This is a genomic window from Sphingobacterium sp. LZ7M1, assembly GCF_024296865.1.
Lineage (GTDB): Bacteria > Bacteroidota > Bacteroidia > Sphingobacteriales > Sphingobacteriaceae > Sphingobacterium.
In genome coordinates, this window is sequence record NZ_CP101134.1 from 3,776,701 (window position 1) to 3,800,118 (window position 23,418).

Annotated in this window: 24 protein-coding genes; 9 read left to right on the top strand and 15 right to left on the bottom strand. The window is 40.0% G+C overall.

The window, feature by feature from the left end; translation table 11 throughout:
- Nucleotides 1–195: 195 nt before the first annotated feature.
- Nucleotides 196–414: a hypothetical protein gene (locus tag NMK93_RS16155; RefSeq protein WP_254529606.1), complete on the top strand. Its 219-nt coding sequence runs from the start codon at nucleotides 196–198 to the stop codon at nucleotides 412–414.
- A 171-nt stretch (nucleotides 415–585) separates the two neighbouring features.
- Here the strand turns inward: NMK93_RS16155 and NMK93_RS16160 are convergent, their stop codons facing one another.
- The 3 genes from NMK93_RS16160 to NMK93_RS16170 form a co-directional block, all read right to left on the bottom strand.
- Nucleotides 586–1,527, bottom strand: coding sequence for a hypothetical protein (locus NMK93_RS16160; protein ID WP_254529608.1), 942 nt, complete (start codon nucleotides 1,525–1,527; stop codon nucleotides 586–588).
- A gap of 108 nt (nucleotides 1,528–1,635) precedes the next feature.
- The gene (gene gmd, locus NMK93_RS16165; protein ID WP_185213335.1) at nucleotides 1,636–2,787 is read right to left on the bottom strand and encodes a GDP-mannose 4,6-dehydratase; all 1,152 of its coding nucleotides are present in this window, start codon (nucleotides 2,785–2,787) and stop codon (nucleotides 1,636–1,638) included.
- A 141-nt stretch (nucleotides 2,788–2,928) separates the two neighbouring features.
- Entirely contained in the window at nucleotides 2,929–3,492 is a 564-nt protein-coding gene (locus NMK93_RS16170) for a lipocalin family protein (RefSeq protein WP_185213334.1), read from the bottom strand.
- A 27-nt stretch (nucleotides 3,493–3,519) separates the two neighbouring features.
- Here NMK93_RS16170 and NMK93_RS16175 point away from each other — a divergent pair, with 27 nt between their 5' ends.
- From NMK93_RS16175 to NMK93_RS16195, 5 genes are all read left to right on the top strand, one after another.
- Nucleotides 3,520–3,879, top strand: a complete 360-nt coding sequence (locus NMK93_RS16175; protein ID WP_237219520.1) for a hypothetical protein — start codon at nucleotides 3,520–3,522, stop codon at nucleotides 3,877–3,879.
- Nucleotides 3,880–3,895: 16 nt separating this feature from the next.
- Nucleotides 3,896–4,813: a lysylphosphatidylglycerol synthase transmembrane domain-containing protein gene (locus tag NMK93_RS16180; protein ID WP_254529610.1), complete on the top strand. Its 918-nt coding sequence runs from the start codon at nucleotides 3,896–3,898 to the stop codon at nucleotides 4,811–4,813.
- 2 nt (nucleotides 4,814–4,815) lie between these two features.
- A complete protein-coding gene (locus NMK93_RS16185; protein ID WP_254529612.1) occupies nucleotides 4,816–5,526 on the top strand; it encodes an SDR family oxidoreductase in 711 nt (236 codons plus the stop codon).
- Between the two features lie 234 nt (nucleotides 5,527–5,760).
- Complete coding sequence (locus NMK93_RS16190) at nucleotides 5,761–8,769, top strand: TonB-dependent receptor (protein WP_254529614.1); 3,009 nt, start codon at nucleotides 5,761–5,763, stop codon at nucleotides 8,767–8,769.
- An 18-nt stretch (nucleotides 8,770–8,787) separates the two neighbouring features.
- Nucleotides 8,788–10,167 carry a RagB/SusD family nutrient uptake outer membrane protein gene (locus NMK93_RS16195; protein WP_185213330.1) on the top strand — a complete coding sequence of 460 codons (1,380 nt, stop codon included), beginning with the start codon at nucleotides 8,788–8,790 and terminating at the stop codon, nucleotides 10,165–10,167.
- A gap of 59 nt (nucleotides 10,168–10,226) precedes the next feature.
- Here NMK93_RS16195 and NMK93_RS16200 read toward each other — a convergent pair whose 3' ends face one another.
- The 4 genes from NMK93_RS16200 to NMK93_RS16215 are packed head-to-tail and all read right to left on the bottom strand — an operon-like array spanning nucleotide 10,227 to nucleotide 12,914.
- Nucleotides 10,227–11,591, bottom strand: coding sequence for a S9 family peptidase (locus NMK93_RS16200; RefSeq protein WP_254529616.1), 1,365 nt, complete (start codon nucleotides 11,589–11,591; stop codon nucleotides 10,227–10,229).
- Nucleotides 11,592–11,595: 4 nt separating this feature from the next.
- Nucleotides 11,596–12,195 (bottom strand): hypothetical protein, encoded by a 600-nt coding sequence (locus NMK93_RS16205; RefSeq protein WP_254529618.1) that lies wholly within the window; start codon nucleotides 12,193–12,195, stop codon nucleotides 11,596–11,598.
- Entirely contained in the window at nucleotides 12,185–12,646 is a 462-nt protein-coding gene (locus NMK93_RS16210; RefSeq protein ID WP_185213327.1) for a hypothetical protein, read from the bottom strand. The genes NMK93_RS16205 and NMK93_RS16210 overlap by 11 nt, the downstream gene beginning before the upstream one ends.
- A 4-nt stretch (nucleotides 12,647–12,650) precedes the next feature.
- Nucleotides 12,651–12,914, bottom strand: a complete 264-nt coding sequence (locus NMK93_RS16215; RefSeq protein ID WP_185213326.1) for a DUF2089 family protein — start codon at nucleotides 12,912–12,914, stop codon at nucleotides 12,651–12,653.
- Between the two features lie 135 nt (nucleotides 12,915–13,049).
- On the opposite strand from NMK93_RS16215, the gene NMK93_RS16220 reads away from it, so the two are divergent.
- On the top strand, nucleotides 13,050–13,796 hold the full coding sequence (locus NMK93_RS16220) for a 1-acyl-sn-glycerol-3-phosphate acyltransferase (RefSeq protein WP_185213325.1): 747 nt from the start codon (nucleotides 13,050–13,052) through the stop codon (nucleotides 13,794–13,796).
- Nucleotides 13,797–13,798: 2 nt separating this feature from the next.
- On the opposite strand, the gene NMK93_RS16225 is transcribed toward NMK93_RS16220, so the two are convergent.
- Nucleotides 13,799–14,899, bottom strand: coding sequence for a glycosyltransferase (locus tag NMK93_RS16225; RefSeq protein WP_185213324.1), 1,101 nt, complete (start codon nucleotides 14,897–14,899; stop codon nucleotides 13,799–13,801).
- A 16-nt stretch (nucleotides 14,900–14,915) separates the two neighbouring features.
- Entirely contained in the window at nucleotides 14,916–15,890 is a 975-nt protein-coding gene (locus NMK93_RS16230) for a lysylphosphatidylglycerol synthase domain-containing protein (protein WP_185213323.1), read from the bottom strand.
- An 86-nt stretch (nucleotides 15,891–15,976) separates the two neighbouring features.
- Here NMK93_RS16230 and ruvC point away from each other — a divergent pair, with 86 nt between their 5' ends.
- On the top strand, nucleotides 15,977–16,540 hold the full coding sequence (gene ruvC / locus NMK93_RS16235; RefSeq protein WP_254529621.1) for a crossover junction endodeoxyribonuclease RuvC: 564 nt from the start codon (nucleotides 15,977–15,979) through the stop codon (nucleotides 16,538–16,540).
- On the opposite strand, the gene NMK93_RS16240 is transcribed toward ruvC, so the two are convergent.
- Complete coding sequence (locus tag NMK93_RS16240) at nucleotides 16,537–17,580, bottom strand: hypothetical protein (protein ID WP_185217656.1); 1,044 nt, start codon at nucleotides 17,578–17,580, stop codon at nucleotides 16,537–16,539. The two genes, ruvC and NMK93_RS16240, sit on opposite strands and share 4 nt — an antisense overlap.
- 378 nt (nucleotides 17,581–17,958) lie before the next feature.
- Between NMK93_RS16240 and NMK93_RS16245 the strand changes: the two genes are divergently transcribed.
- Complete coding sequence (locus tag NMK93_RS16245) at nucleotides 17,959–18,429, top strand: Lrp/AsnC ligand binding domain-containing protein (RefSeq protein WP_185213320.1); 471 nt, start codon at nucleotides 17,959–17,961, stop codon at nucleotides 18,427–18,429.
- An 88-nt stretch (nucleotides 18,430–18,517) separates the two neighbouring features.
- Here NMK93_RS16245 and NMK93_RS16250 read toward each other — a convergent pair whose 3' ends face one another.
- The 5 genes from NMK93_RS16250 to NMK93_RS16270 are packed head-to-tail and all read right to left on the bottom strand — an operon-like array spanning nucleotide 18,518 to nucleotide 23,301.
- On the bottom strand, nucleotides 18,518–19,582 hold the full coding sequence (locus tag NMK93_RS16250; protein ID WP_254529623.1) for a M20 family metallo-hydrolase: 1,065 nt from the start codon (nucleotides 19,580–19,582) through the stop codon (nucleotides 18,518–18,520).
- Nucleotides 19,575–20,375 carry a pyrroline-5-carboxylate reductase gene (proC, locus tag NMK93_RS16255; RefSeq protein WP_185213318.1) on the bottom strand — a complete coding sequence of 267 codons (801 nt, stop codon included), beginning with the start codon at nucleotides 20,373–20,375 and terminating at the stop codon, nucleotides 19,575–19,577. The genes NMK93_RS16250 and proC overlap by 8 nt, the downstream gene beginning before the upstream one ends.
- Before the next feature lie 11 nt (nucleotides 20,376–20,386).
- Entirely contained in the window at nucleotides 20,387–21,175 is a 789-nt protein-coding gene (gene argB / locus NMK93_RS16260) for an acetylglutamate kinase (protein ID WP_185213317.1), read from the bottom strand.
- An 8-nt stretch (nucleotides 21,176–21,183) separates the two neighbouring features.
- Nucleotides 21,184–22,149: an acetylornithine carbamoyltransferase gene (locus NMK93_RS16265; RefSeq protein WP_185213316.1), complete on the bottom strand. Its 966-nt coding sequence runs from the start codon at nucleotides 22,147–22,149 to the stop codon at nucleotides 21,184–21,186.
- Between the two features lie 18 nt (nucleotides 22,150–22,167).
- Entirely contained in the window at nucleotides 22,168–23,301 is a 1,134-nt protein-coding gene (locus NMK93_RS16270) for an aspartate aminotransferase family protein (RefSeq protein ID WP_254529625.1), read from the bottom strand.
- Between the last annotated feature and the right edge of the window lie 117 nt (nucleotides 23,302–23,418).

The window sequence follows — 23,418 nt, forward strand, 5'->3', positions numbered from 1 at the left end:
AAAAAATATTTCACCCACACTGTGGGTTATCCGATTAACGATTAGAATCTCTACAAAGATTCCACCCCTTCCAGGGGTTCCCAATTTATACAAACATACATCCTTCCGAAGGAAGCACTTTAGCCACCGGCTCATTCCCAGTGGCGGAAAAATGGATAGAATGCCGTCGACTTGTGCGATGGGATTGGCCTTGGAATGCTTTCAGAAGATCATCCCATCAAAAGGGATGATCTTCTGAAAGATATTCCCGACAACAAGGCATTCTATCCATGTGCGCTGGATTTTGCGAAAAGCCAGCTTAAATGGGCCGAAGCGTTACGGATTCGAGTTGTTTTTGGTATCCGTGAGCTCCTACGTCGGTTTGGTTACTTTTGGGCTTCAAAAGTAACGAAGAATCTAAATTTCTTTTCCTAATTTAATGACATTGCCCTTCGGGGAACCTTCTCAATGTGACACCGGAAAGGGGAACCAATACAATCATTAAATCTTACGATTCACCAAGCCGCTCCATTGGCACTCATCCACAAAAAACAAAAAAGGAGCTGAATATTCAGCTCCTTTCTTGTGTTTATATAATAACCTTTTTTATTTCAATACAACTGAGGAACGACCCATTATGGCATCATCCGCATAAAGCAATACCGTGTATGCTCCTTTTTGGAATTTGTGATTAGGATCAGACCACATAAATTGATATTCTTGACCGTTATTATTGAATTCAATGTTTTCTTTGAATGTATATTGTAATTTTTCACCATGCACCAAGAACAAATCCTCCGAGTTGGCAATTAGGTTACCTTTAGGGTTGATAATCCTAACATATACTTCCTTTTTCCCCATTGCCGCCAAAGGATTGTCCGCAACGGTAAAGTTGATCTGAAGTTTATCAATACGCTTAGCTTTATTTTCATTTTCTAAAGAGCCATTTCTTTTCTCTTCGATCCCGATGATATGTACATTGGATACTTTGATAGAAGAAGCTTTGGCAATTTTATCGGTAAGCGCATTTTTTTCCGTTACGAGCGTAGCAGCTTTTGCCTCGGAATCTTTGACTTGCTTATTGAGGTCTGAGTTCGTTTCTGCCAACAGCTGATTTTTGATCTTCAAGGCCGTGACATCATCCTTCATTTTTGAAACCTGATCTTTCAACAAAGAAACATCAGCTTTGGCAGCCTCTATCTGAGGGCCTGTGATTTCATTGTTTTCGAGTCCTTTTCGTAAATCTTCAATCTTTTGCCTAGCGGACTGTTCTGCTGCCACCAAAGCGGCAGTACTGGTAATACCTTCAGATTTGATATTATCAAGTTCGGCCTCGATACGGTCTATTTCAATCTGTAAATTTTCTTTCTGAAGAGTCACTGTGTACAGTTTTTCACCAGAAGATTTATATTTTACATAGAAATATATATTGGTGGCCAAAAGGGCTGCAATTGCAATCACGAAAAAGTAGATCTTAGAATTATCCCTTTTTACTACAGGGGCGACTTGCGCTTCTTTTGTATCTATCTTGTTAACGTCTGTTTTCATTTTCCATTATCTCCATTGAACTGTTAAGTGGGGAGACACTAAACAATTACAAAATGAATATTTAATATTTATTTAACTTTCGGAAGCAAATATTGTTCCAAGTTGCTGCTATTCAAAATAATTTAAGATATCAAAGCCCCCTTTTTTGAGATATTCCTCTCTTTGCATAAGTTTGAGGTCAGAGAGTACCATTTCATTCACCAACATTTCAAGGTCGTATTTGGGTTTCCAACCTAATTTGTTGTTTGCCTTACTCGGATCACCAATCAATAGATCGACCTCCGTAGGGCGATAATAAGCAGGATCTACTTTTACAATAGTTTGACCTAGCTTAATTTTCTCAGGATCAAGACCTAGCTCTTTCAATCTTTCGTTATCACGATCAATAATAACGCCTTTCTCAGCTTCTGCTTTACCGGAGAATTCCACTTCAATCCCTAGCTCAGCAAAGGCCATCCTGACAAATTCACGTACCGTAGTCGTCACACCGGTAGCTATAACAAAGTCTTCAGCCTTATCCTGTTGCAAGATCAGCCACATGGCTTCAACATAATCTTTGGCATGTCCCCAATCACGTTGCGCAGAGAGGTTGCCTAAGTAAAGTTTATCCTGAAGACCTAATGCAATTTTCGCAGCAGCACGGGTAATCTTTCTAGTCACGAAAGTTTCTCCCCGCACAGGGCTTTCATGATTAAAAAGGATACCATTGCAGGCATACATATTATATGCTTCGCGGTAGTTCACCGTAATCCAATAGCCATAAAGTTTTGCAACGGCATATGGACTTCTTGGATAAAATGGAGTGGTTTCACTTTGAGGAACAGCCTGAACTAGCCCATAAAGCTCCGATGTAGAAGCTTGATAGATACGGGTATGTTCTGTCAATCCTAGCAAACGGACAGCCTCAAGGATCCTTAGCGTTCCAAGTCCATCGGCATTTGCAGTATATTCTGGGGTATCAAAGCTCACTTTAACATGGGATTGTGCAGCGAGGTTATAAATTTCAGTAGGTTTCGTTTCTTGAATGATCCGGATCAGGTTGGTTGAATCCGTAAGATCGCCATAATGCAGGACGAAATTACGTCCTAATTGGTGCGGATCTTGGTACAAATGGTCGATACGGTCGGTATTAAACAAAGAACTTCTTCTTTTCAATCCATGCACGACATAGCCTTTTTTTAATAAAAACTCTGCTAAATATGCTCCGTCCTGTCCGGTAATACCGGTAATGAGAGCAACTTTATTACTTTCTTGACTCATTCTGATTGTTATAACTTGACAAATATAGAGATTTCAGACAAACGATTGAGAAAAACCTTACCGAAACCTGATAAAATGGCTTGCATAAAAAAAGCCGTAGATTTCGCTACGGCTTACATTCAAAAAATTCTTTTTGTGGAATTATTCTCCGGCTCTACTAAATTTAAGAACCAAGTTTCCAGTTTTACCGTCATTCAAATCTACCGGCAAACGCATCTCCAAGGAGTTTTCATCAGCATAAGACAAATCCAAACGGTAACCACTTGTTACGTTAGAAGCTTTGTCTCCAGCATAGATTTTCTTGAATTGGAATGCAGGCTGACCACCTGTTTTACCGGGATTGAAGATAGACCAAACAATGGTACGTACAGTTCCACTAGCACATAGGTTTCCATCCGCATTAAAGGTGATGCTTCCTCTTTGGTTTCCGCCAGGAAGGTTCCATAGCGAACCGATGAAACAATCAACCGGTGCTTCATCAAACATATTTTTAACGGTATAGCTGCTTGGGATGTTTTCGCGGGTCACGGAATTCAATGTCCATGTTCCTTTTACTCCCGAACGCCATTGTGATGCCGATGGGCCTGTAGCAGAAACAGTTCCTGATTCAGTACCACCTGTAGCGCCTTTTCTTGGTGCTCCACAACTACCTAAAACCAACAAAGCTGTTAGTAAAGATAAAAACGAAATAATACGTTTATGCATATTACAAATTTTAAAATAGTATAATAAATGTATATTAGTAAACAAAAAACTCAATTTTCATTGATGAACAACACTTCCAAAAATCATACCATAAGCAAAATTGTAGCCAAGGCTATTCTTCGTTTGATGATGATTGTTTTAATTGTCGGAATTGTATTCGCTTTTAGCAAAGATGCTAAAATACTGGATAATATTTCTTTAAATTTCCCAAACAAATGGGCTATATTTGCTCCCATTTCCTTATTCATTATCTTTATCATTTTGATGTTCATGATGTTAAAGGAAAAATACAGACGGATTGATTTGAATTGGTTATTCAGCTTGTGTGGAGGATTTCTGCTGATTTACCTGATTTTATTCTATTCCCGCATTTACCCGATGCTATAATTACAGCAAAAATTAAATGGAAAAATCAAAGATTTGGGAAATCGCAAAAAACATCCTAAAGGTACTGATCACAGCGGGTGCTCTGTATTGGGTTTCTACAAAAATATCATTCAAGGACCTTACTGAGGTATTAAAAGACAGTAATCCCCTATACGTATTCTTTGCCCTGTTGGCATATATATGCTCCATTTTAGTAGCATCCTCACGGTTGAACTCTTTCTTTAAAGCGATAGGACTCAAATTGACCGAACGCTATAATTTTAGACTCTATCAATTAGGCCTGCTCTATAATTTCTTTCTACCTGGAGGAATTGGTGGAGATGGCTATAAGATCTTTTTCTTAAAGAAGAATTTCCAGATTTCTCGTCGGCAGGTATTGGGCGCAGTTTTTTTTGATAGGTTATCGGGTCTTTGGGCCTTAAGTATCATCACCGGTGCCCTGATTATCTTCATGCCAAGGTTAGCCATACCAAATGCTGTTACCATAGCAGTCCTTTTTATAGGAACTATCAGCTACCTGTATGTGCTCCGTCTATTCTTCAAGCAGTTCCTTAAGAATTTTATCACGACCCATTTTAAGGCCTTATGTGTTCAGGGTTTTCAAACCTTGACCGCAACCTTCATATTATTGGCCATGAACTTTGATGGCAAGTTCTCACCCTACCTATTGATCTTTATGGTCTCTCAATTGGTGGCTATTGTACCTTCCATTGGGGGAGCGATCGGATTAAGGGAATCTGTCATATTCAGTTTGGCAACCTACCTTAAATTGGACCCACATATCGCGGTAACCATTAGTCTGATATTCTATATCATATCTTTATTGGTTGCCTCAAGTGGTATATACTATATATTCAGGCCACAACGATTGGGAGCAGATAAATTACCATCTGCAAAAGAAGTAGAGGAAGAAATAGATAAAGAAGAGGAATAATAATGGCAAATATCATCATAACAGGCGCTAGCAGTGGAATAGGATTTGAAGCTGTGCTAGATTTGACCGCGAATAAGGAAAATAAGGTAATCGCCCTGGCGCGATCAGCAGATAAATTGAGGAAATTACATGAGATTGCGTCCTCATTGAACCATGATGGCGGAACACTCTATCCGGCACAATTTGACATTGTGTTTGACAATTATCCTGAATCTTTGGTCCCATTTATCCAATCCAAGTTTGACAAGGTTGATATCCTGATCAATAATGCAGGGGCGCTGATCAATAAGCCATTTTTGGAAACAAGCATGGAAGATGTTGCCCAGATGTTCCAATCCAACCTATTGGGGCATATACAGATGATTAAGCATATCGTTCCGATGATGAAAGAAGGAGGCCATATTGTCAACATCAGTAGTATGGGTGGGTTTCAAGGGTCTGCAAAATTCCCTGGCTTATCAGCATATTCCGCAAGCAAAGGGGCTTTGGCCATCTTAACGGAATGTTTAGCGGAAGAGTTAAAGGATAAAAATATTAAAGTGAATTGCCTAGCCTTAGGTTCATCACAGACTGAAATGTTTGAAGCAGCTTTCCCAGGTGTTGAGGCGGGAACCTTAGCTTTTGAAATGGGAAGATATGTCGCTGAGTTTGCCCAAAACGGACATAAATATTATAATGGAAAGATCCTTCCTGTTGCAAATACGACCCCTTAAATAAAAAAATACAAGAAATTAAAACGGCTATCATGGTACATGATAGCCGTTTTTTATTGTTTAAACATCGAATTGCTAAAATTAACTCCTCGCTTATAAAAGCGCTAATATTAAAAATATTGACTATCATTTATTTGATTATTAAATTTTTCTATATTTAATTTAATAATCAAAGCCTAAAGGAGTTAGAACAGCTCCTCAAGTGAACACTAATCACTAACTGAAACTTATTTTATGAAAAGAAAACTACTTTTTTTCTTATCGTTGTGTCTGATGCATTTCATTGCATTTGGACAAGACCAAACGATTACAGGAACAGTAACTGACGCTGTAACCAATCAGCCCATTTCTGGAGTTACCGTTCGTGCAGTTGGAAGCAACTCTGCAGCACAGACCGATGCTCAGGGACGCTATGAAATCGGTGTAAGTGCTTCTATCAAGGCCTTACATTACACTTTTGTTGGCTATAGCTCCCAACAGCTGAGCATCGACAACCGTAAAAACATCGATGTTCAATTGACACCTGCTGCTGCAGACCTGGAAGAGGTTGTGGTAGTGGGTTATGGTACTCAGATCAAAAAGGACATGACCGGATCGGTCGCCAGTGTAAAAATGTCTGATTTGGAAGATGTACCTCTACAAACTGTTGAAAGTGCCCTGCAAGGTCGCGCACCTGGGGTATTTGTCAACTCAAGCTCTGGAAAATTAGGACAGGCCCTACAGATCCGTGTTCGCGGTATTTCCTCGATCTCAGCAGGTACTCAACCTCTGTATGTCATCGATGGAGTGCCAATTATTTCTTCTGCCATGGGTACTTATGATGAACCAGATAACCCATTGGCAGCCATCAGTCCTGATGACATTGAATCCTTGGATGTATTAAAGGATGCTGCTGCTACAGCAATCTATGGTGCCAGAGGTTCGAACGGTGTAGTGATCATCACGACCAAAAAGGGTAAAGCTGGAAGGACAAAATTTGAGTTAGGCTACTTTGGGGGTTTCAGCGATCCAACCAAAAAGGGTGAATTCCTGAATGGAACCCAGTATAAGGAATTATTGGGCACTGCCCTGAACAATGGCGGATACATCGGAACCGGTGAAGACCAATATCCCACATTAGCTGAATTTTGGGAGGATTGGACCGGGTCGGATGATTGGGACAAAAACTACAACAGCAATTGGGTAGACGAAGGATTGAGAAGAGGTGGAATCCAACAATACAGCCTAAATGTATCTGGAGGGGATGAAAAAACAAGATTTATTGCTTCTGGAAGTTATAACGATAATAAAGGTGTTATTATCGGCAACCGCTTTGTAAGGACCTCCGGCCGTTTAGGTTTGGACCATTCGGCAAATTCCTGGCTAGATGTTGGCGGTACGATCAATATCAATAAAATTGACAACTACCGTGTTAGCAGTGACAATGCATTTTCAAACCCCTTACAATTAAATGCCCTTCCCCCTATCCAAGCGATCAGGGACGAGAATGGAGTATTGAACAATTATACTGTTTATTATAACAACCTGATTGATCTTGAAAATGGAAAAAACCTTTCAAACACCTACCGTACATTCGCAACGGCTTATGCCAGTGCTAAGATTACCCCTAACCTGATCTTCCGTTCGGAATATGGTATGGATTTCCAAAACCTGGAGGAAGAAATCTTTCTAGGATCAAGAACCCAAGATGGTGGTGATGTTGGAGGTTACGGCTGGAATTACCAAGCCCGCTCAATCAATTTCAATACCAACAATACCTTGAACTATAGCAAGACATTCAATGAAATCCATGGTTTCAGCGCGATGTTAGGTATGGCTTATCAAGAAGGGCAATTTAGATATACCATGGCAGAAGGTAAAGGTTTTCCTTCAGACCAATTCACTAAGATCATCAGTGCGGCGGTAAAATCAAACGCCAGTTCATCTGAGTCAAGGTTCTCTTTCCTATCTTACCTAGCGAGAGCTAACTACAAATTCAAGAACCGCTATTTATTGGAAGCGACCTTACGTATTGATGGGTCTTCCAGATTCGGTAAAGAATCTAGATATGGTTCCTTCCCAGCGGCTTCATTAGGTTGGGTGGTTTCTGAAGAGGACTTCTTAAAAGGCAACTCAACCTTATCATTCCTAAAACTGCGAGCAAGTTACGGTCGTACCGGTAATGCCGAGATTGATAACTTTGGACCAAGGACACTGTACACAGGTGCTAACTATGCCGGTGTTCCGGGAACTGTTCCATTGAGATTAGGCGATGAAAAACTGACTTGGGAAAACACATCTTCAAGCAACTTCGGTGTTGACTTTGGTTTCTTTAACGATAGATTATCTGGAACCATCGATGCTTATTTCAAGAAAACAACCGACCTATTATTGGATGTGCCTATTGAATCTACCAATGGATTCACGACCATCCTTCAGAACGTAGGTGATATGCAGAACCGCGGTATGGAGTTCGCATTGAATTCTAAAAACTTTGTTGGCGAATTTAAATGGAGTACTTCATTCAATATCTCCTTCAATAAAAACAAAATCTTAAAGTTGGTTGATGGGCAGCCTATCTATCCAGGAGGTCGCTATTTGGGTAGAATTGAAGAAGGTATGCCTTATGGTTTCTTTTACGGTAAGGCCTATGCTGGTGTAGATACTGAAAATGGTGATGCTTTATATTATTTGGACGCAAGTCAAACGACAACAACCAACGAATACTCGGAAGCTGCTGATCAATGGATTGGCGACCCTAACCCTAAGTTCTTTGGTGGTTTCGGAAACAACTTCTCCTATAGGAGCTTCGATCTAGCCATCCAGACGCAATTTGTTTATGGCAATGATATCTACAATGCTGCAGGAGGTTTCCAATCAACCAATGGTGATTACTTCGATAACCAGACTTTAGATCAAATGGACTATTGGAAGAAACCGGGCGATGTGACCATGATTCCGCAACCTCGTTTTGATGAAGGAAATGGAACAAGACCTTCTTCTCGCTATATTCAAGATGGTTCATACTTCCGTGTTAAAAATGTTGTCCTTGGTTATAACTTACCTTCTAGTATTGCCAACAAAGCTTATATGCAATCGGCTCGCATCTATGTTTCTGCTACTAACTTGTTGACTTTCACTAAATACAACGGTTATGACCCAGAGATCAACACGACCTTTGCCGGCAGGTATCAGCTAGGTACTGATTTTTATACAGCACCGCAGCCTAGAACGATCACATTTGGAGTTAACATTGGTTTTTAATCTTCTAAGCGAACTATCATGAACATCATAAAATATATTACAATTCCTGCTGTGGCAGTTGCACTGACCTTGGGATCATGCGGAAAAAAACTGGAGATTGAGCCTGTCGACGATATTTCGGCTGAAAAGGCACTTTCTACCCCTGCTGATGTAAACAATGCCCTCACCGGTGCTTATACCATTATCGCTGAAGGCGCATTATATGGAACGAACCTGGTTATGGTTCCGGATCTATTTGCCAGCCCTGGTTATTTAAACTGGACTGGATCCTTTTCAACTTATCGAGACATCTCGAATCAGAATATTATTGCAACCAATGAGGATGTTACCCGTACCTGGACCAATGCTTATCAGGCGATCAATGCCGCCAATACAGTCCTAGAAGCACTTCCTATCATCACTGATGAAGATATGAAGGCCCAAATTGAAGGTAAAGCTTATTTCATTCGTGGTATTATGTTCTTTGAACTTGTGCGTCTCTATGGCTTACCATATGAAGCAGGTGGAGCTAATTCAACCCCTGGTGTACCTATTCCCCTGAAAGCGGTTACTAAGTTTGAAGACCTGATCAAAGGGATTACGAGAAGCACAGTGACAGAGTCCTATGCACAGGCGGAAAAAGATTTATTGGCCTCCATCGCCAAATTAGCAGATTACCCTTCTGACCTAGCAGCCTCACAAGGGATGTTGGCACGTCTATATTTACAACAAGGCAAATATGACAAAGCCAGAGACCTAGCCAATGATATCATCGAAAGTGGAGAATATGAGCTATCTCCGACTTTGGAAGCTCCTTTCCGTACGCCAAATTCTTCTGAAGGCGTATTTGAGATTCAACAGAACGAACAAAGTAATGCTGGTTCTTCAAATGATGGATTAGCAACATTCTACTCTAGCTATTTGAACAATACAGGTGGAAAAGTTGGTCGTGGTGATTTGAGCATCTTGAACTCCTATTACAACACTTTTGATCCTACCGATAAACGCAGAACACAGATGATCTATGATGGCACTGGCGCCAAATCGGGTTGGTTTACCAAAAAATGGTACAATTATTTTGACAACATCCCAGTGGTTCGATTGACCGATTTGTATCTGATGCGCGCTGAATGTAACTTCAGATTGAGTACTGCCATCGGAGCCGATCCATTAGATGACATCAATGTCCTACGTGAAAGGGCTGGACTCGAAGATCTAGAAGATCTGACCTTGGACGCTATCTTATTGGAACGCAGTAAGGAATTGGCCTTTGAGGGTCACAGATTGCACGACCTGAAGAGAACAAAAAAGAATATTGGTTCTCTTCCGTACAATTCTCCGAAAATGGTATTCCCTATTCCATATAGAGAAATCTCAGTGAACCCTGCATTGGTACAGAATCCAGGTTATTCACAATAAAAGATTATATAAAAATAGCGGTCTAAATTAGACCGCTATTTTTATTAAATACCTATACTTTATAAAGCTTTAATCCAAGCTGTAATCTCCTTTAACACTTCTGGACTAATTGTTTCTTCAATTTCAGCATATTCACCTACAGCCCCAGTTTTAGCATTCTGGAACAAATGGTTTAAGTTTGGGTAGACCTTTAAAAGGTCTTTTTTGTTTTTTGGAAGATTGTCCGTTAGGCTCTCTATATTTTCAGCAGCGGGCACTTGGACATCCTTGCCCCCAAACGCTGCAAATGTAGGGATCTTGATCTTTTTGATAAATGGCACGGGATCTATCTTGATGAAATGACGGAACCATGGCGTCACCAAAGCAGCAAGCTGATCAGCACTTTCCATATTTTGGCTACCGCTTACTGAACGCATATTATTACGTATGGCGTCAAATGCCTTGTCGCCTGGAAGGTCGGAGGCCATAATCTCATAATTCTTCTTGATTATTGCACGTTCTGCTGCAGAAATATCCTTTCCTTGTGATTTCATGATTGCTGCATTCTGGAGAATCATCAGAGAGTCCATCCTTATCGTTGGACCAGCCAAGGTCACAATAAAATTCAACCCACTAGCTTGTTGCCCTGCGAGGATCGTGGCTATCAATCCGCCTTCACTATGGCCTACTATCCCAACTTTCATTGGATCTACTTGGGCTTGCTTGCGCAAGAAACTCAAAGCTGCAAGTGCATCTTTTCCAAAATCACCCGTAGTAGACTTCGCAAAATCGCCTTGGGATTTCCCTACTCCTCTATCATCATAACGAAGAACCACAATATTGTTCTTAGTCAGGTAATCCGCCAATACCTTAAATGGCTCATGGCCCATTAAAGTTTCATTCCGATCCTGAGGACCGCTTCCAGAAACCAATATCACTGCTGGATATTTACCTGGTTCTTTGGGCTTGGTTATCGTTCCAGCAAGAGTTACCTTGTCTATTTTATTTTCAAATGTTACATCTACGGTATCATAAGAATATGGAGGATTTACGCGTTGGCTTCGTCTAAAAGTACCAGCTTCACTGGCTTGCTCAGCAGTAAGTTTGTTAAGGACTAATTCGGTCTTTAGCCCCCCTTGTTGAAACTTGCCATCGATACTCATGCGGTCAGTACTGATCTTTCCAGCATATTTTACGCCCATACTTTTCAGCTCTACAAATATCGAATCACCTTCGGCAAGAATGCTTGTCAAAGGAAATCTATTAGTGCTCTGCTTAGGACTCTGCATGGTCCCTTCCCAAGCTCCATTGTATTTAAATTCAAAGATTAATGGCAATTCCATCCCTGAAACCTGCAAAGCTCCCTTCCAGTTTCCTTCAAAGGATTGTGAAAATCCCATCGAACATGAACAAAACAGGACCAGTGCCAAAAAATAATTCTTCATATACTTAAAAATAAGGGTTTAATACATTCAAAATAACGTCCAAAACCAAAGTCAACAACACAATCGCTATAGTATGGAACAGTTTATTACTGTTGATGGCAATTTTCATACCTCTAACCAGTAAATGAAAAAAATAATAAATGGAAAAAATACTGAAGATTCCCGCTAAGGTGATGATCCCCAAATTAATAGGTGAAATATTTAGCTTATCAATATTACCTTTTTCAATTTCACCTTTAAGATCATCCATGATTCCCAAAATGTATGGATTCAATAGAAAAAGGGCAATAACAACCAATACGCATTGCGCAATGAGCACTGAAATCAACACATCCAATAGTCTGGTCTTGGAATAATTGAACCTTGCATAGGCATACATTAAGGCAGTTAATGCCCCAGTATTGATAAGACCATAGATTAAATATTTCCAAAATGGCCTTGGATCAATAAAATGTAATTGAATAATCCCGTTGTTAATAAAATGGAAGAAAAACCCTAATATACTCAGCAGCAGAAAACCTAAACTACCAAAAATCAATAATTTACGACTAGTTACATCCTCAAATGGATTTAACATGATATTGACAAAATCTCTAGAACTCATCTTTGTAAGGTTTATATTGGTTTATTATTTTTTGGATCTCTTCAGGTTTTTGGGTCCCAATCATTAACTGGCTTCCGTCTTTCATGATCAATTGCAATCCTTGATCTCCTTTGGCAGAATAGGCTTTTCCCCACTTCCCTATTCTGTAACCCCAGCCTCCAAAATCCGCAAATGTATAGGTCCTGATATACGCAGAAGCAATGTCAGACCATGGGATAAATTTATTCCAGATAAAAGGGATGAAAACGATACGGATTCCTTCGGAATCATAGGTAGTCTTTAATTTAATCAGTAATAAGAACAGCAACACGATTACTGACAGCAGAAAGCCACTGGTTTTGAATACATCCATATAATAGGGACTGATGGCAAAAACTTGGGCAGCTATAACCGCTAAAATGATTAAGAGCAACCAAGTGGTCAGCATATTTTGATTTTCTTTGAATTTCATGATCTTACTGAAGGTTTTTAACTTTATCTATCAATTCATCAAGCTTATTCCTAACGGTTGGATAGCTCTTTCCTAATTTATTGGCCATTTCCTTGAGACTTCCAGAGTTTAATAGAAACTCAATAATGAAGTCCTGTTCCTCAGGTTCCAAACGCATCAATAAAGGAAAATTAAATCTTCCAGCCACCTCTGTTTCGCAGTTGCTACAGTGCAATTTTACCACAGACATTTCATTATCGCATGCCGGACATTGAATAGGAAACTTCATATATTATAGATTTACTTAAATAAAGTTAAACAAATATTCAATAATATTTAAACTTTGTTTAACATTTACAATTTAAGAATTGAAGAAAGGGATAAAATATACTAATTCGTATATTTGCTCAATTTTAGTTTACAGATGAGAAAGTTATTAGGATTTATCCTTACTCCGATATTTTATATTTGTTTTGCATTATCATTATTGATATTCCATCCCATTCAATGGTTATGCTTGAAACTAGGGGGCTATGCCGCCCATAAGAAAAGTGTTGATATCCTAAATGGCTTTCTGGTAGCATGTAACTATACCCTATTCAACAGGACACAGTTTATCGACAATAAAAACATCCCAGTTGGCAAACCCATTATCTTCATTGCCAATCACCAAAGTACCTACGATATCCCACCTTTGATTTACTTTTTGAGAAGATTCCATGGTAAGTTCATCTCTAAGATTGAATTGATGACCGCCAATATTCCAAGTATCTCTTTTAACCTAAAACATGGGGGAGCGGCCAATATTGACCGAAAAGATCCAAAACAGTCAATTGCAGAGATCTTGACCCTAGCCAATAACATGAAAAAGAATAATTGGTCTGCATTTATTTTTCCTGAAGGGACAAGGACTAAAACCGGAAAGATGAAGTCCTTCTCTGTAGGTGGAATTGCGACTTTGATGAAGAAAAACCCAGAAGCACTCGTTGTTCCAATTGCAATTAATGGATCCTATAAAATGGTAGAATGGGGAGCATTTCCACTTAGGCCTTTCACCCACATGTCTTGGGAGGTTTTGGATCCCATTGATACCACGGGATTAAATCCAGAGGAGATTGTGAAGAAAGCCGAAGATTTGATCCGCGCCAAGGTGAAGGAAGAAAATCTGTAGAACTATTTGACGGTTCTGCCTTTCCAATCGTACTTACCTATATTTCCCACCACGCCGATATAGACAAAATAGAGCGAATGGACTACAGTTAGCAATGGTAGGTTCCAAAGCAGCTCCTTTCGGTTCACGAAGCTAAGGATGGGATAAAGAAAAGCCAGTTCCACCAACATCTTCATCATCAGGGAGGTTAATACCAGTTCACTAGCATCGTAAATACCAAACAACAGAAAGATCAAGCTCAGCAAAAAAGAAAGATTGAAGAGCCAGATACACACGCCCAATACAACTACCTTCTTGTCCTTATATTTGGTACTTTTTGAAGCCCAACGCTTTCTTTGGCTTAAGAATGATTTTAGGTTTTCTTTGGCATCGGTGTAAACTATTGCTTCTCTAGATTTACAGAAACCGATCCTGTCGGCATGTTTTTCCGCAACCTTATGCAGTAATAGCTCATCGTCGCCAGAAGCCAATTCATCAATACCATTAAATCCACCCATCTCAAAGAACAATGTCTTTCTATAAGCAAGGTTGGCACCATTACAGGTCGTTGGATTTCCGTTGCCTATTCCCGCTGCCCCTAAACCAATAAGATAAAGGAATTCCAAGGTCTGCAAGCGTTCGAAATAAGATTGTTCCTGATCGTAACACACTGGAGAGGAAACCATCAGTTTATCTTGGCTTTCCATATATTGAACTATGCTCAATATCCATTTGGAGCCCATTCTACAGTCTGCATCGGTAGTAATGATTATATCACCAGAAGAAGCGTGAATAGCCTTGTTTATGGCAAACTTCTTATAAGAATTGAGTTTATTTCCTTCATTTAGGGTGATTAGCTTTACCCCGCGGTCCGCATAACGGGTGACGATCTCTCCTGTCCTATCCGTAGAATGGTCATCAACCACGATCACTTCCAGTAAATCTTTAGGGTATTCCTGACTGACAATACAATCCAGCGTATTGCCAATGTTTGACTCTTCGTTCCGGGCAGCGATAATTACTGTCACTTTTGAAAGGGGCATAATGGATGTTAGATGAAACATTGGCAGTTTCATCCAGCCATTGCGCATATAAAGGACCAATACCACATAGATAATGGTCATAATAAATAGGAAAAAACTAAGATTTATTATCACTGATATAATTCACGTTAAATACAAAAAACGACCCTATGATTGCCGGAAAAATGAGGTTAACAAACCAAACACATGAAACAATGGCCATCACTGCAATTTCTTGGGTCGTAATATACGCATACAAATTGCTGGCTACAAAACTACGAACACTAAAGTCAAAAATATCTAAGGAAGGAACGGCAGATTGAATAAAAAACATAATAAAGATCATTAATACCATGGAAACCAACGGCAACTCTGGCAAAATGACCAACATCAAAATTATATATTGCGAAGTAAAAATGGCAAAGCGAAAAGCAGATAGCAGGAGCACATAGGCCAATTCTTTAACGGTAAAATCTTCCAGGACCGAGAAGAACGGCTTGATCTTCCGCAAAAACTTTACTTTCCCTACCAGATAATCCACCCAAGAGACATTGAAATACAAGATCAAAAAGGCCAATGCATAGATTATGGCTATTAACCAAACCCCAAAATCCACTGAGGCAGGAGTTTCCAAAAAGGTCGTCACGAACCAAGCGATGCTCAAAGAACCAAAAACCGAAGTCAATACCAATTGAGCAAATAATCCTACTCCCATCGCAACAGCGCCGGTAGCTCTGTTCTCGGGCTTCAACAACATCACCCGTCCACCGTATTCACCAATCCGATTAGGAGTGAATATTGCCCAGGTAAGTCCACAAAAAACTGATTTAATAGCCTTCCAAAGCCCTAACTTCTCTATCCTTTGACTTAGATATTGCCACTTTTTAACTTCAAGAAACCAATTGAAAAACATTAAGAGCACAACGACCAGCAATACCAATCGGATCGTAAGAGGGTCGATCTGATGGATAAGGTGTTCAAACTCCTTCAAGTTCTTTTGATTATTTACCTTGCTGACAACAAACCACATCGCCAACGCAACAATGGCTACTTTAATCAATAGATTGAGATATTTTCGCTGTGTCTTCGTCAATTTTGTCTAAGAAAGCACAATTTTAATAATTTTTTAATTAATAACCGTTTTTAGAAAGCAATGTTTAGAAAATCGTATTATTGCATATGCAAAAAGAACCGGCTAAAGAGAGGATTATTTTGGGAATTGACCCTGGAACGGTAGTTCTGGGTTATGGAATATTGAAGGAGGTGAATAAAAAAATATCCTTGATCACGCTTGGTGTCATAAAAATGGGGCATCTGGATGACCATGGCCTCAAGCTCCAACGCATCTTCAAAAAGACTAGCGCATTGATCGCAGAATACAAACCAGACTGTGTAGCTTTAGAGGCACCCTTCTACGGAAAGAACATCCAAGTCATGCTAAAGCTGGGTCGTGCCCAAGGAGTAACGATGGCAGCTGCCCTGAACGCCGATATCCCAATCTTTGAATATTCCCCCCGAAAAATAAAACAATCCGTTACAGGCAACGGAAATGCGAGTAAGGAACAAGTGGCGGCCATGTTACAGACGCTACTTAGCTTCAAGGAAACTCCAGAGTTCCTTGATGCTACCGATGGTCTTGCTGTTGCGGTATGTCATGCCTTTCAACAAAATCAATCCACAGGTGGAAAAAACTATTCGGGTTGGGAAGCTTTCGTAAAGGATAACCAAAAACGAATCCGCTAAAGCTGGACCTGCCGTATGACATTCTTGACGTTGAGTTCAATAATATCGGTCATACTCTTGCATTTGAAGTAATTTTCATTCTCATAGTACCTTGCATAGCCTTCTTTCAGTTTCTCAATATTCTCTTTTGTTGAGAGTTGCTGTGTACTGGAGGCATCACGGAGGTCCTTGATACGATGCCTTTCGCTTCGAACCCGATGTACAATGGAAGATCTTTCTTCTTGCTGATACTGCAGGACCGTCTTCTCATTCAAATGGTCCATGGACAATTTGACATAAGGTAAGTTTTCCTTGAAGAATTGCGGAAGATACACCTTGATGTTCCCTTCATAGAATTGCTGGTCAAAATCAATCGCACGGATCCTAAATTGGAAATCATCAAAATCCGGAGTGATCTGCATCACGAAATTATAGGCCCGCATGTCCCCTAACATTGAGATCACACAACGTTCATTAAACTTGACAAACTCCTTCGCTATTCTCGTCTGGTTATAATCCGGAGCGTCCATCTTGGTCTTGGCAAATGTATCCCCAGGAATCCCCACAATATGTTCTTCCACCAAGGTATCGCGATCATAGAGATAATTGACTTGGTTTGGAGATACAATCTCTTCCAGCTCCAACCCATAGATCCTGGAGGCATCAGCTTGCTTGATATAGAAATAATCATAGACATCATTCAGTCTATTGACAATTTTGATTCGGAAGGGATGGGTATTACCAAAAGCACAGAATTCAATCTTTTCGATGACTTTATGCTGCACAATCCTGGTATTACCGGAAGCCTTCAATTGCGCATATACGATCTTGAGCTGGTCATATAGGGTATCTTGTATATGGGGCGGATATAAAGGGATTTCCCACAACGTATCATTGCCAAACTTGTCCAGGGAAGGAATGGTTTCTTGGAAATTCAAAAGATCGGAATAGGTCATGGGCAATTTACCATCCCGCTGATAAGCTTTTAGATATTTCAACAAACCCGTACCCACTGGAAAAATTGGCTTTTTCCTCGAAATCTTTACATCATCTTCTTTCATAACAAGCATTTGTGACTGAAACTAAAGTACGAAAAATAGTTGTTGTATACATCAATGAAAAAATGCTAAAAAAAATGACGTAATTTTATCATTCGAACATTAATATAACAATAATTGTTATTATTTTTGAAAAAATCAGAAAATTGAAAAATTTATTTGAAAGGCTTATAAATGGAAGAAGCTCCCCGGGCGAGGAGCTTCAACGCTAACCAATTATAAACCTATGTTATTTTGAGGGAAGTAATTACAAACTTTAGTGTTTTTTACCTCGTTTGTTATGACAAATTTAATTTTTTCAATAATTAAATAGAAATTTATTTGATTTTTTTAGATATTTTTAAAAACCTTATTACAAATTAACACACAAATACCATTTTTATGGAAAAAAACTATTCAAATTACGATTTAGACAACCTAGATGTTCAAATTTTATCCATTTTAATGGAAGATGCCTCAATTCCATATACAGAAATCGCTAAAAAACTAATAGTTTCTGGCGGAACCATCCATGTTCGCATGAAAAAAATGGAAGAATTGGGAATAATCAGAGGTTCTAACTTAATTATCAACCCTCAAAAGGTTGGATTTGACATTACTGCCTTCTTAGGAATCTATTTAGAGAAGGGTTCTCAGTATTCGGATGCTGTTGAACAGTTGAAACAAGTGAAAGAAGTGGTGGAATTACATTACTGTACTGGTCAATATAGTATGTTTGCTAAGATCATCTGTAAGGACACATCACATTTACGCAAAGTTTTGAATGAAGACATCCAAGGATTGAAAGGAATTCAACGTACAGAGACCATTATTTCCTTAGAAGAGAGCATCAAAAGACAAATCACCTTATAAGAACTGTATAAAAAGGAGATTTTTATCTTAGAACTACCATCTAGAGATAAAAAAAGCGGGCCAAGGCCCGCTTTTTTTATTGAAATTCTTATAATATCCCTTTCAGAAGGTCGATATAGTACCGGACCCCATCATTTATTTCTTGCAAATAAATAAATTCATCCGCAGTATGTGACCTCGCCGAATCTCCAGGTCCCGTTTTGATGGACGGAATTTTCAATATGGCCTGATCACTCATCGTCGGACTGCCATATAATTCTTTCCCCAAAGATTTCCCGGATTGAACGATTGGATGTTCAATTGAAATCGAAGAAGGATTCAGGCGCGTAGAACGTGGCTCTACCGAAGACTTCACATGTTGTCTGATCATTTCCAAGACCTCCAGGTTACTGTACACATCGGTAGTCCTTACATCCACCACAAATTTACAGCTAGCCGGCACCACATTATGTTGTGACCCCGCTTCTATCATGGTGACACTCATCTTTACCGGCCCTAAAAACTCCGACTGTTTTGGGAATTGATAATTCTGGAACCAATTGATGTCTTCAATCGCATTATAAATCGCGTTTTCACCCTCTTCCCGTGCGGCATGACCAGATTTACCTGCCGCTTCACAGTCCAAAACCATCAATCCTTTTTCCGCCACTGCCAAATTCAACAGGGTGGGTTCACCAATAATGGCAAACTCACAAGGTTTGATGTGTTTATAGGCTTCTTCTAAGCCTCCTTTACCAGAAACCTCCTCTTCAGAGGAAGCTACCAAACAAAGGTTAAACGGTAAATCATCACGGTAATAAAAATAACGGAATGCAGCAATCAAGGAAACCAAACACCCACCGGCATCATTGCTCCCTAAGCCGTACAGCTTCCCATCCTCAACGATAGCCTTAAATGGATCTTTGCTATAGCCAGGGTTGGGTTTAACGGTATCATGATGCGAATTCAACAGGACATAAGGTTTTGAAGGATCTTCAAAACGGTTATAGGCGACCACATTGTTCCCTATCCTTTCAGTAGCTATGCCATGCTGCTGAAAATACTCCACAAGCAATTGAGCAGTCTGATCCTCTTCCCTACTGAATGACTGGGTTTCAATCAATCCTTTCAAGAGTGAGGTACTGTCTTCAATCAGTTGGGCAATATCAATCATTGTATAGGCCTCCAGCTTTTTTAGCAGACAATTTTATTCCTTTAATGAAAGCAGAACTGAAACCGTTGTGTTCCATTTCGTTCAATCCTGCAATGGTACAGCCTTTTGGAGAAGTCACCTTATCGATTTCACTTTCCGGATGGCTTTCCATCTGCAGCAACAGGTCGGCAGCACCTTTGGCCGTTTGAATGGCCATTTTTAAGGCGTCGTGAGCATGGAAACCGATCTCAACACCACCTTGTGAAGCTGCCCTGATACTTCTCAGGAAAAATGCGATTCCGCAAGCACATAGTGCCGTCGCGGAAGTCATTAAGTCCTCATTGATGACCACCACAGAACCTACCGATTCAAAGATCACCGATACATCCTGGATTTTGTCCTCAGGAGCACTGTCAGTGGCAATACATGTCATGGACTGCCCTATCGCAATAGCCGTATTCGGCATTGCACGGATAACAACCTTATCTTGGCCCAATACATCCTTGATATCCTGGCAAGTTACACCAGATACCACCGATATAATGGTCTGAGCGGGAGTCAGTACAGGAGCCAATTCATCCATCACCTTTCTGATCTGCTGGGGGAGAATGGCCAATACAATAAATTCAGACCCTTGAATCGCTTCAGGATTTGAATCGCTCACCGTAAAACCTTCTTCCTGTTCCACAGCCAAGGACGCCAGATTGCGCCTGGTGATGGTAATCTCATTAGCTTTGCAATATTTAGATTTCACCAGCCCTTTGGCCAATGACAACCCTATATTCCCGCCTCCAATAATTGTTATCTTATTCATTATATTTAAGTTTAGGCAATCAAGCAGGTTCCAAACTTCCGTTGCTGGAAGAGGTGCAAGTTATTGGCATGTCCGATATAGACATTACTGACACCCTTGGAAATCGCTTCAAATGCATTGTATAGTTTAGGGATCATTCCATCATGAATGGTCTTGCTATCTTTCAATCGTTCAAAATCAACCGAACGAATGGTCTCAATAACCGATTGCTCATCATTAACATCCAACAATACGCCATTTTTATCGAAACAATAGATCAATGAAACTTCATATAGTTTGGATAGCGCAACAGCCAAGGAAGATGCAATGGTATCGGCATTGGTATTCAATAATTGTCCATTACCGTTGTGGGTAATAGCGGAAAAGACAGGAATAAACTCCGCCTCCAATAGTTTTTTTATAGCCAATGAATCAATCGAATCAGCAAGGATATCACCTACAAAACCATAATCGATTTCCTTAACCGGTCTTTTTACCGCTTTGATCACATTCGCATCTGCTCCGCACAATCCTATGGCATTGCAATTGTATTTTTGCAGGGAAGCAACCAAGTTTTTATTGGTAAGGCCAGCGTAGACCATGGTCACGACATCAAGCATGGCAGCATCAGTAATACGTCTACCTTCCACCATTTTGGCTTCAATGCCCATATCTGATGCCATACGCGTGGCGATCTTTCCACCTCCATGCACCAGGATCTTTCGACCTGGCAATGCAGAAAATTTCTCTAAAAATTCCTCTAATTGTTCCGGGTTGTCAATGACATTCCCACCTATCTTGATAATATTTAATACCGACATCCTATATTTTAACCCTTCAAATCTTCCAACATTCTTTTCAATACTACCTGCGCAGCCCATACCCTATTGCTGGCTTCCTTGATCACCAATGAATTTGGACCATCCAATATCTCAGAAGATAGCTCCAAGTCCCTACGCACTGGCAAACAATGCATCACTTTTGCATCATTGGTCAATTTCAATTTCTCATTGTCCAAAAGCCAATTCTCATTGACCGGATAAACCTCTCCATACTCCTTAAATGAAGACCAGTTCTTCACATAAACAAAGTCTGCTCCTTCCAAGGCCTCATCCAGGTTCGTCGAGATATTGGCACCAGGAGTAAAGTCCTCGGAAAGTTCATAGCCTGCAGGATGAGCAATGGTAAAATCTACCAAACCTTCTTCCTGAGCACGGCACATCCATTCTGAAAAAGAATTGGGAACAGCTTGAGGTAATGCCTTCACATGCGGTGCCCAAGCCAATACAACCTTTGGTTTATCTGTTTTTTTATATTCCGTAATCGTGATCAAATCTGTCAAACTTTGCAATGGATGCCTCGTTGCACTTTCCAAGGAAACTACAGGCACGCCGCAATATTTGATAAATTTATTGAATAGGTCTTCCGAATAATCCGCTTCCTTATCTTTCAATGTAGGAAATGAACGCAGACCAAGAATATCACAATACTCTCCCATTACAGCCGCAGCTTCACGGATATGTTCCACTGTTGTTCCATTCATGATCACGCCATCGCGCGTTTCCAATGCCCAGCCATCCTTATCCATGTTCATCACCATGACGTTCATGCCAAGGTTCATCCCTGCCTTTTGCGTACTCAACCGTGTTCTCAAACTTGGATTAAGAAATACCAAACCCAGCATTTTATGCTTCCCCAGGGTTTCATTGGAATAAGGGCTAGCCTTAATTTCTAAAGCCTCTGTAACGATGTCTTTCAGATTATCTACGTCTGCTACGGAAAAAAACTTCTTCATTTAATCTATTTTGATTTTTTATGCCTTTAATCTCTCTTCAAAAGCAGTTAAAAATTGATCAGCAATCTTATTGGTAATATTTAGTGCAGGCAACAGACGAATCACATTAGGTTTCGCCTCACCCGTAAAAATCTTGTTTTTTGACAACAAATCCTTCTTCACATGTGCCAATTCAGTTGGTAGTTCAATCCCAATCATTAAGCCTCTACCTCTCACTTCCAATACCTGATCAAACTTCTTAAGTTCTTCGATCAGATAACTGCCTACTTTTGCTGCATTTTCCATCAGGTTATCTTGCTTGATGATATCCAATACAGAAACAGCTGCTGCACATGCCAAATGGTTACCACCGAAGGTCGTACCTAACATGCCATAAGAAGCCTTGAATTTTGGAGATATAGCAATCCCTCCGATTGGAAACCCATTGCCCATTCCTTTAGCCATCGAATAGATATCTGCATCTATTCCGGCATAGTCATGCGAGAAGAAGGTTCCAGTCCTTCCATATCCACATTGAACGGAATCCGCGATAAATACGGATCCATATTGGTCACACAGACTGCGTATCAGCTTCAAGAAAGGCACCGATGCTTCACGGATACCTCCTACTCCTTGAATTCCCTCGATGATTACGGCAGCTATCTCTTCGCCATTTTCCTTGAAAGCCTTTTCAAGTGCTTCTTCATCATTGAAAGGAAGGAATATTACATTATCAGTTTCATTTACAGGAGCAACGATAGCTGGATTATCTGTAGCAGCTACGGCTAAAGACGTACGTCCATGGAAGGATTTTGAAAAGGCGATTACCTTTTTTCGTCCGGTGTGAAATGATGCTAATTTCAAGGCATTTTCATTGGCCTCAGCACCAGAATTACAAAGAAACAAGGTATAGTCGGTCTTACCCGAAACTTCACCTAATTGTTTCGCTAATTGTTGTTGAATAGGGATCATGATTGAATTGGAATAGAACCCAATTTTATTCAACTGATCCGTGATACTTTTCACATAATGTGGATGGGTATGGCCAATGGAGATAACAGCATGAGCTCCATATAGATCCAAATATTCAGTTCCTTGTTCATCCCAAACAGTAGAGCCTTGCGCTTTTACGATGTTGATAGGGTTAACAGGATAAACGTTAAATAGTTCCATGAAATGAAATAAATATGCTAAAGTTTAGTTTTTCAAATGTACAAATAATTAAATAGCTGAACTTACTATAAAAGCGTATAAAATAAAAAAGTCCTCTTGGATAAGAGGACTTTTCTA

Excerpts from the sequence above, each read along its gene's own strand:
- NMK93_RS16155 (WP_254529606.1), top strand. The coding sequence starts at position 196 with ATGCTTTCAGAAGATCATCCCATCAAAAGGGATGATCTTCTGAAAGAT.
- NMK93_RS16160 (WP_254529608.1), bottom strand. The coding sequence starts at position 1,527 with ATGAAAACAGACGTTAACAAGATAGATACAAAAGAAGCGCAAGTCGCC.
- gmd (WP_185213335.1), bottom strand. The coding sequence starts at position 2,787 with ATGAGTCAAGAAAGTAATAAAGTTGCTCTCATTACCGGTATTACCGGA.
- NMK93_RS16170 (WP_185213334.1), bottom strand. The coding sequence starts at position 3,492 with ATGCATAAACGTATTATTTCGTTTTTATCTTTACTAACAGCTTTGTTG.
- NMK93_RS16175 (WP_237219520.1), top strand. The coding sequence starts at position 3,520 with ATGTATATTAGTAAACAAAAAACTCAATTTTCATTGATGAACAACACT.
- NMK93_RS16180 (WP_254529610.1), top strand. The coding sequence starts at position 3,896 with ATGGAAAAATCAAAGATTTGGGAAATCGCAAAAAACATCCTAAAGGTA.
- NMK93_RS16185 (WP_254529612.1), top strand. The coding sequence starts at position 4,816 with ATGGCAAATATCATCATAACAGGCGCTAGCAGTGGAATAGGATTTGAA.
- NMK93_RS16190 (WP_254529614.1), top strand. The coding sequence starts at position 5,761 with ATGAAAAGAAAACTACTTTTTTTCTTATCGTTGTGTCTGATGCATTTC.
- NMK93_RS16195 (WP_185213330.1), top strand. The coding sequence starts at position 8,788 with ATGAACATCATAAAATATATTACAATTCCTGCTGTGGCAGTTGCACTG.
- NMK93_RS16200 (WP_254529616.1), bottom strand. The coding sequence starts at position 11,591 with ATGAAGAATTATTTTTTGGCACTGGTCCTGTTTTGTTCATGTTCGATG.
- NMK93_RS16205 (WP_254529618.1), bottom strand. The coding sequence starts at position 12,195 with ATGAGTTCTAGAGATTTTGTCAATATCATGTTAAATCCATTTGAGGAT.
- NMK93_RS16210 (WP_185213327.1), bottom strand. The coding sequence starts at position 12,646 with ATGAAATTCAAAGAAAATCAAAATATGCTGACCACTTGGTTGCTCTTA.
- NMK93_RS16215 (WP_185213326.1), bottom strand. The coding sequence starts at position 12,914 with ATGAAGTTTCCTATTCAATGTCCGGCATGCGATAATGAAATGTCTGTG.
- NMK93_RS16220 (WP_185213325.1), top strand. The coding sequence starts at position 13,050 with ATGAGAAAGTTATTAGGATTTATCCTTACTCCGATATTTTATATTTGT.
- NMK93_RS16225 (WP_185213324.1), bottom strand. The coding sequence starts at position 14,899 with ATGACCATTATCTATGTGGTATTGGTCCTTTATATGCGCAATGGCTGG.
- ruvC (WP_254529621.1), top strand. The coding sequence starts at position 15,977 with ATGCAAAAAGAACCGGCTAAAGAGAGGATTATTTTGGGAATTGACCCT.
- NMK93_RS16240 (WP_185217656.1), bottom strand. The coding sequence starts at position 17,580 with ATGAAAGAAGATGATGTAAAGATTTCGAGGAAAAAGCCAATTTTTCCA.
- NMK93_RS16245 (WP_185213320.1), top strand. The coding sequence starts at position 17,959 with ATGGAAAAAAACTATTCAAATTACGATTTAGACAACCTAGATGTTCAA.
- NMK93_RS16250 (WP_254529623.1), bottom strand. The coding sequence starts at position 19,582 with ATGATTGATATTGCCCAACTGATTGAAGACAGTACCTCACTCTTGAAA.
- proC (WP_185213318.1), bottom strand. The coding sequence starts at position 20,375 with ATGAATAAGATAACAATTATTGGAGGCGGGAATATAGGGTTGTCATTG.
- argB (WP_185213317.1), bottom strand. The coding sequence starts at position 21,175 with ATGTCGGTATTAAATATTATCAAGATAGGTGGGAATGTCATTGACAAC.
- NMK93_RS16265 (WP_185213316.1), bottom strand. The coding sequence starts at position 22,149 with ATGAAGAAGTTTTTTTCCGTAGCAGACGTAGATAATCTGAAAGACATC.
- NMK93_RS16270 (WP_254529625.1), bottom strand. The coding sequence starts at position 23,301 with ATGGAACTATTTAACGTTTATCCTGTTAACCCTATCAACATCGTAAAA.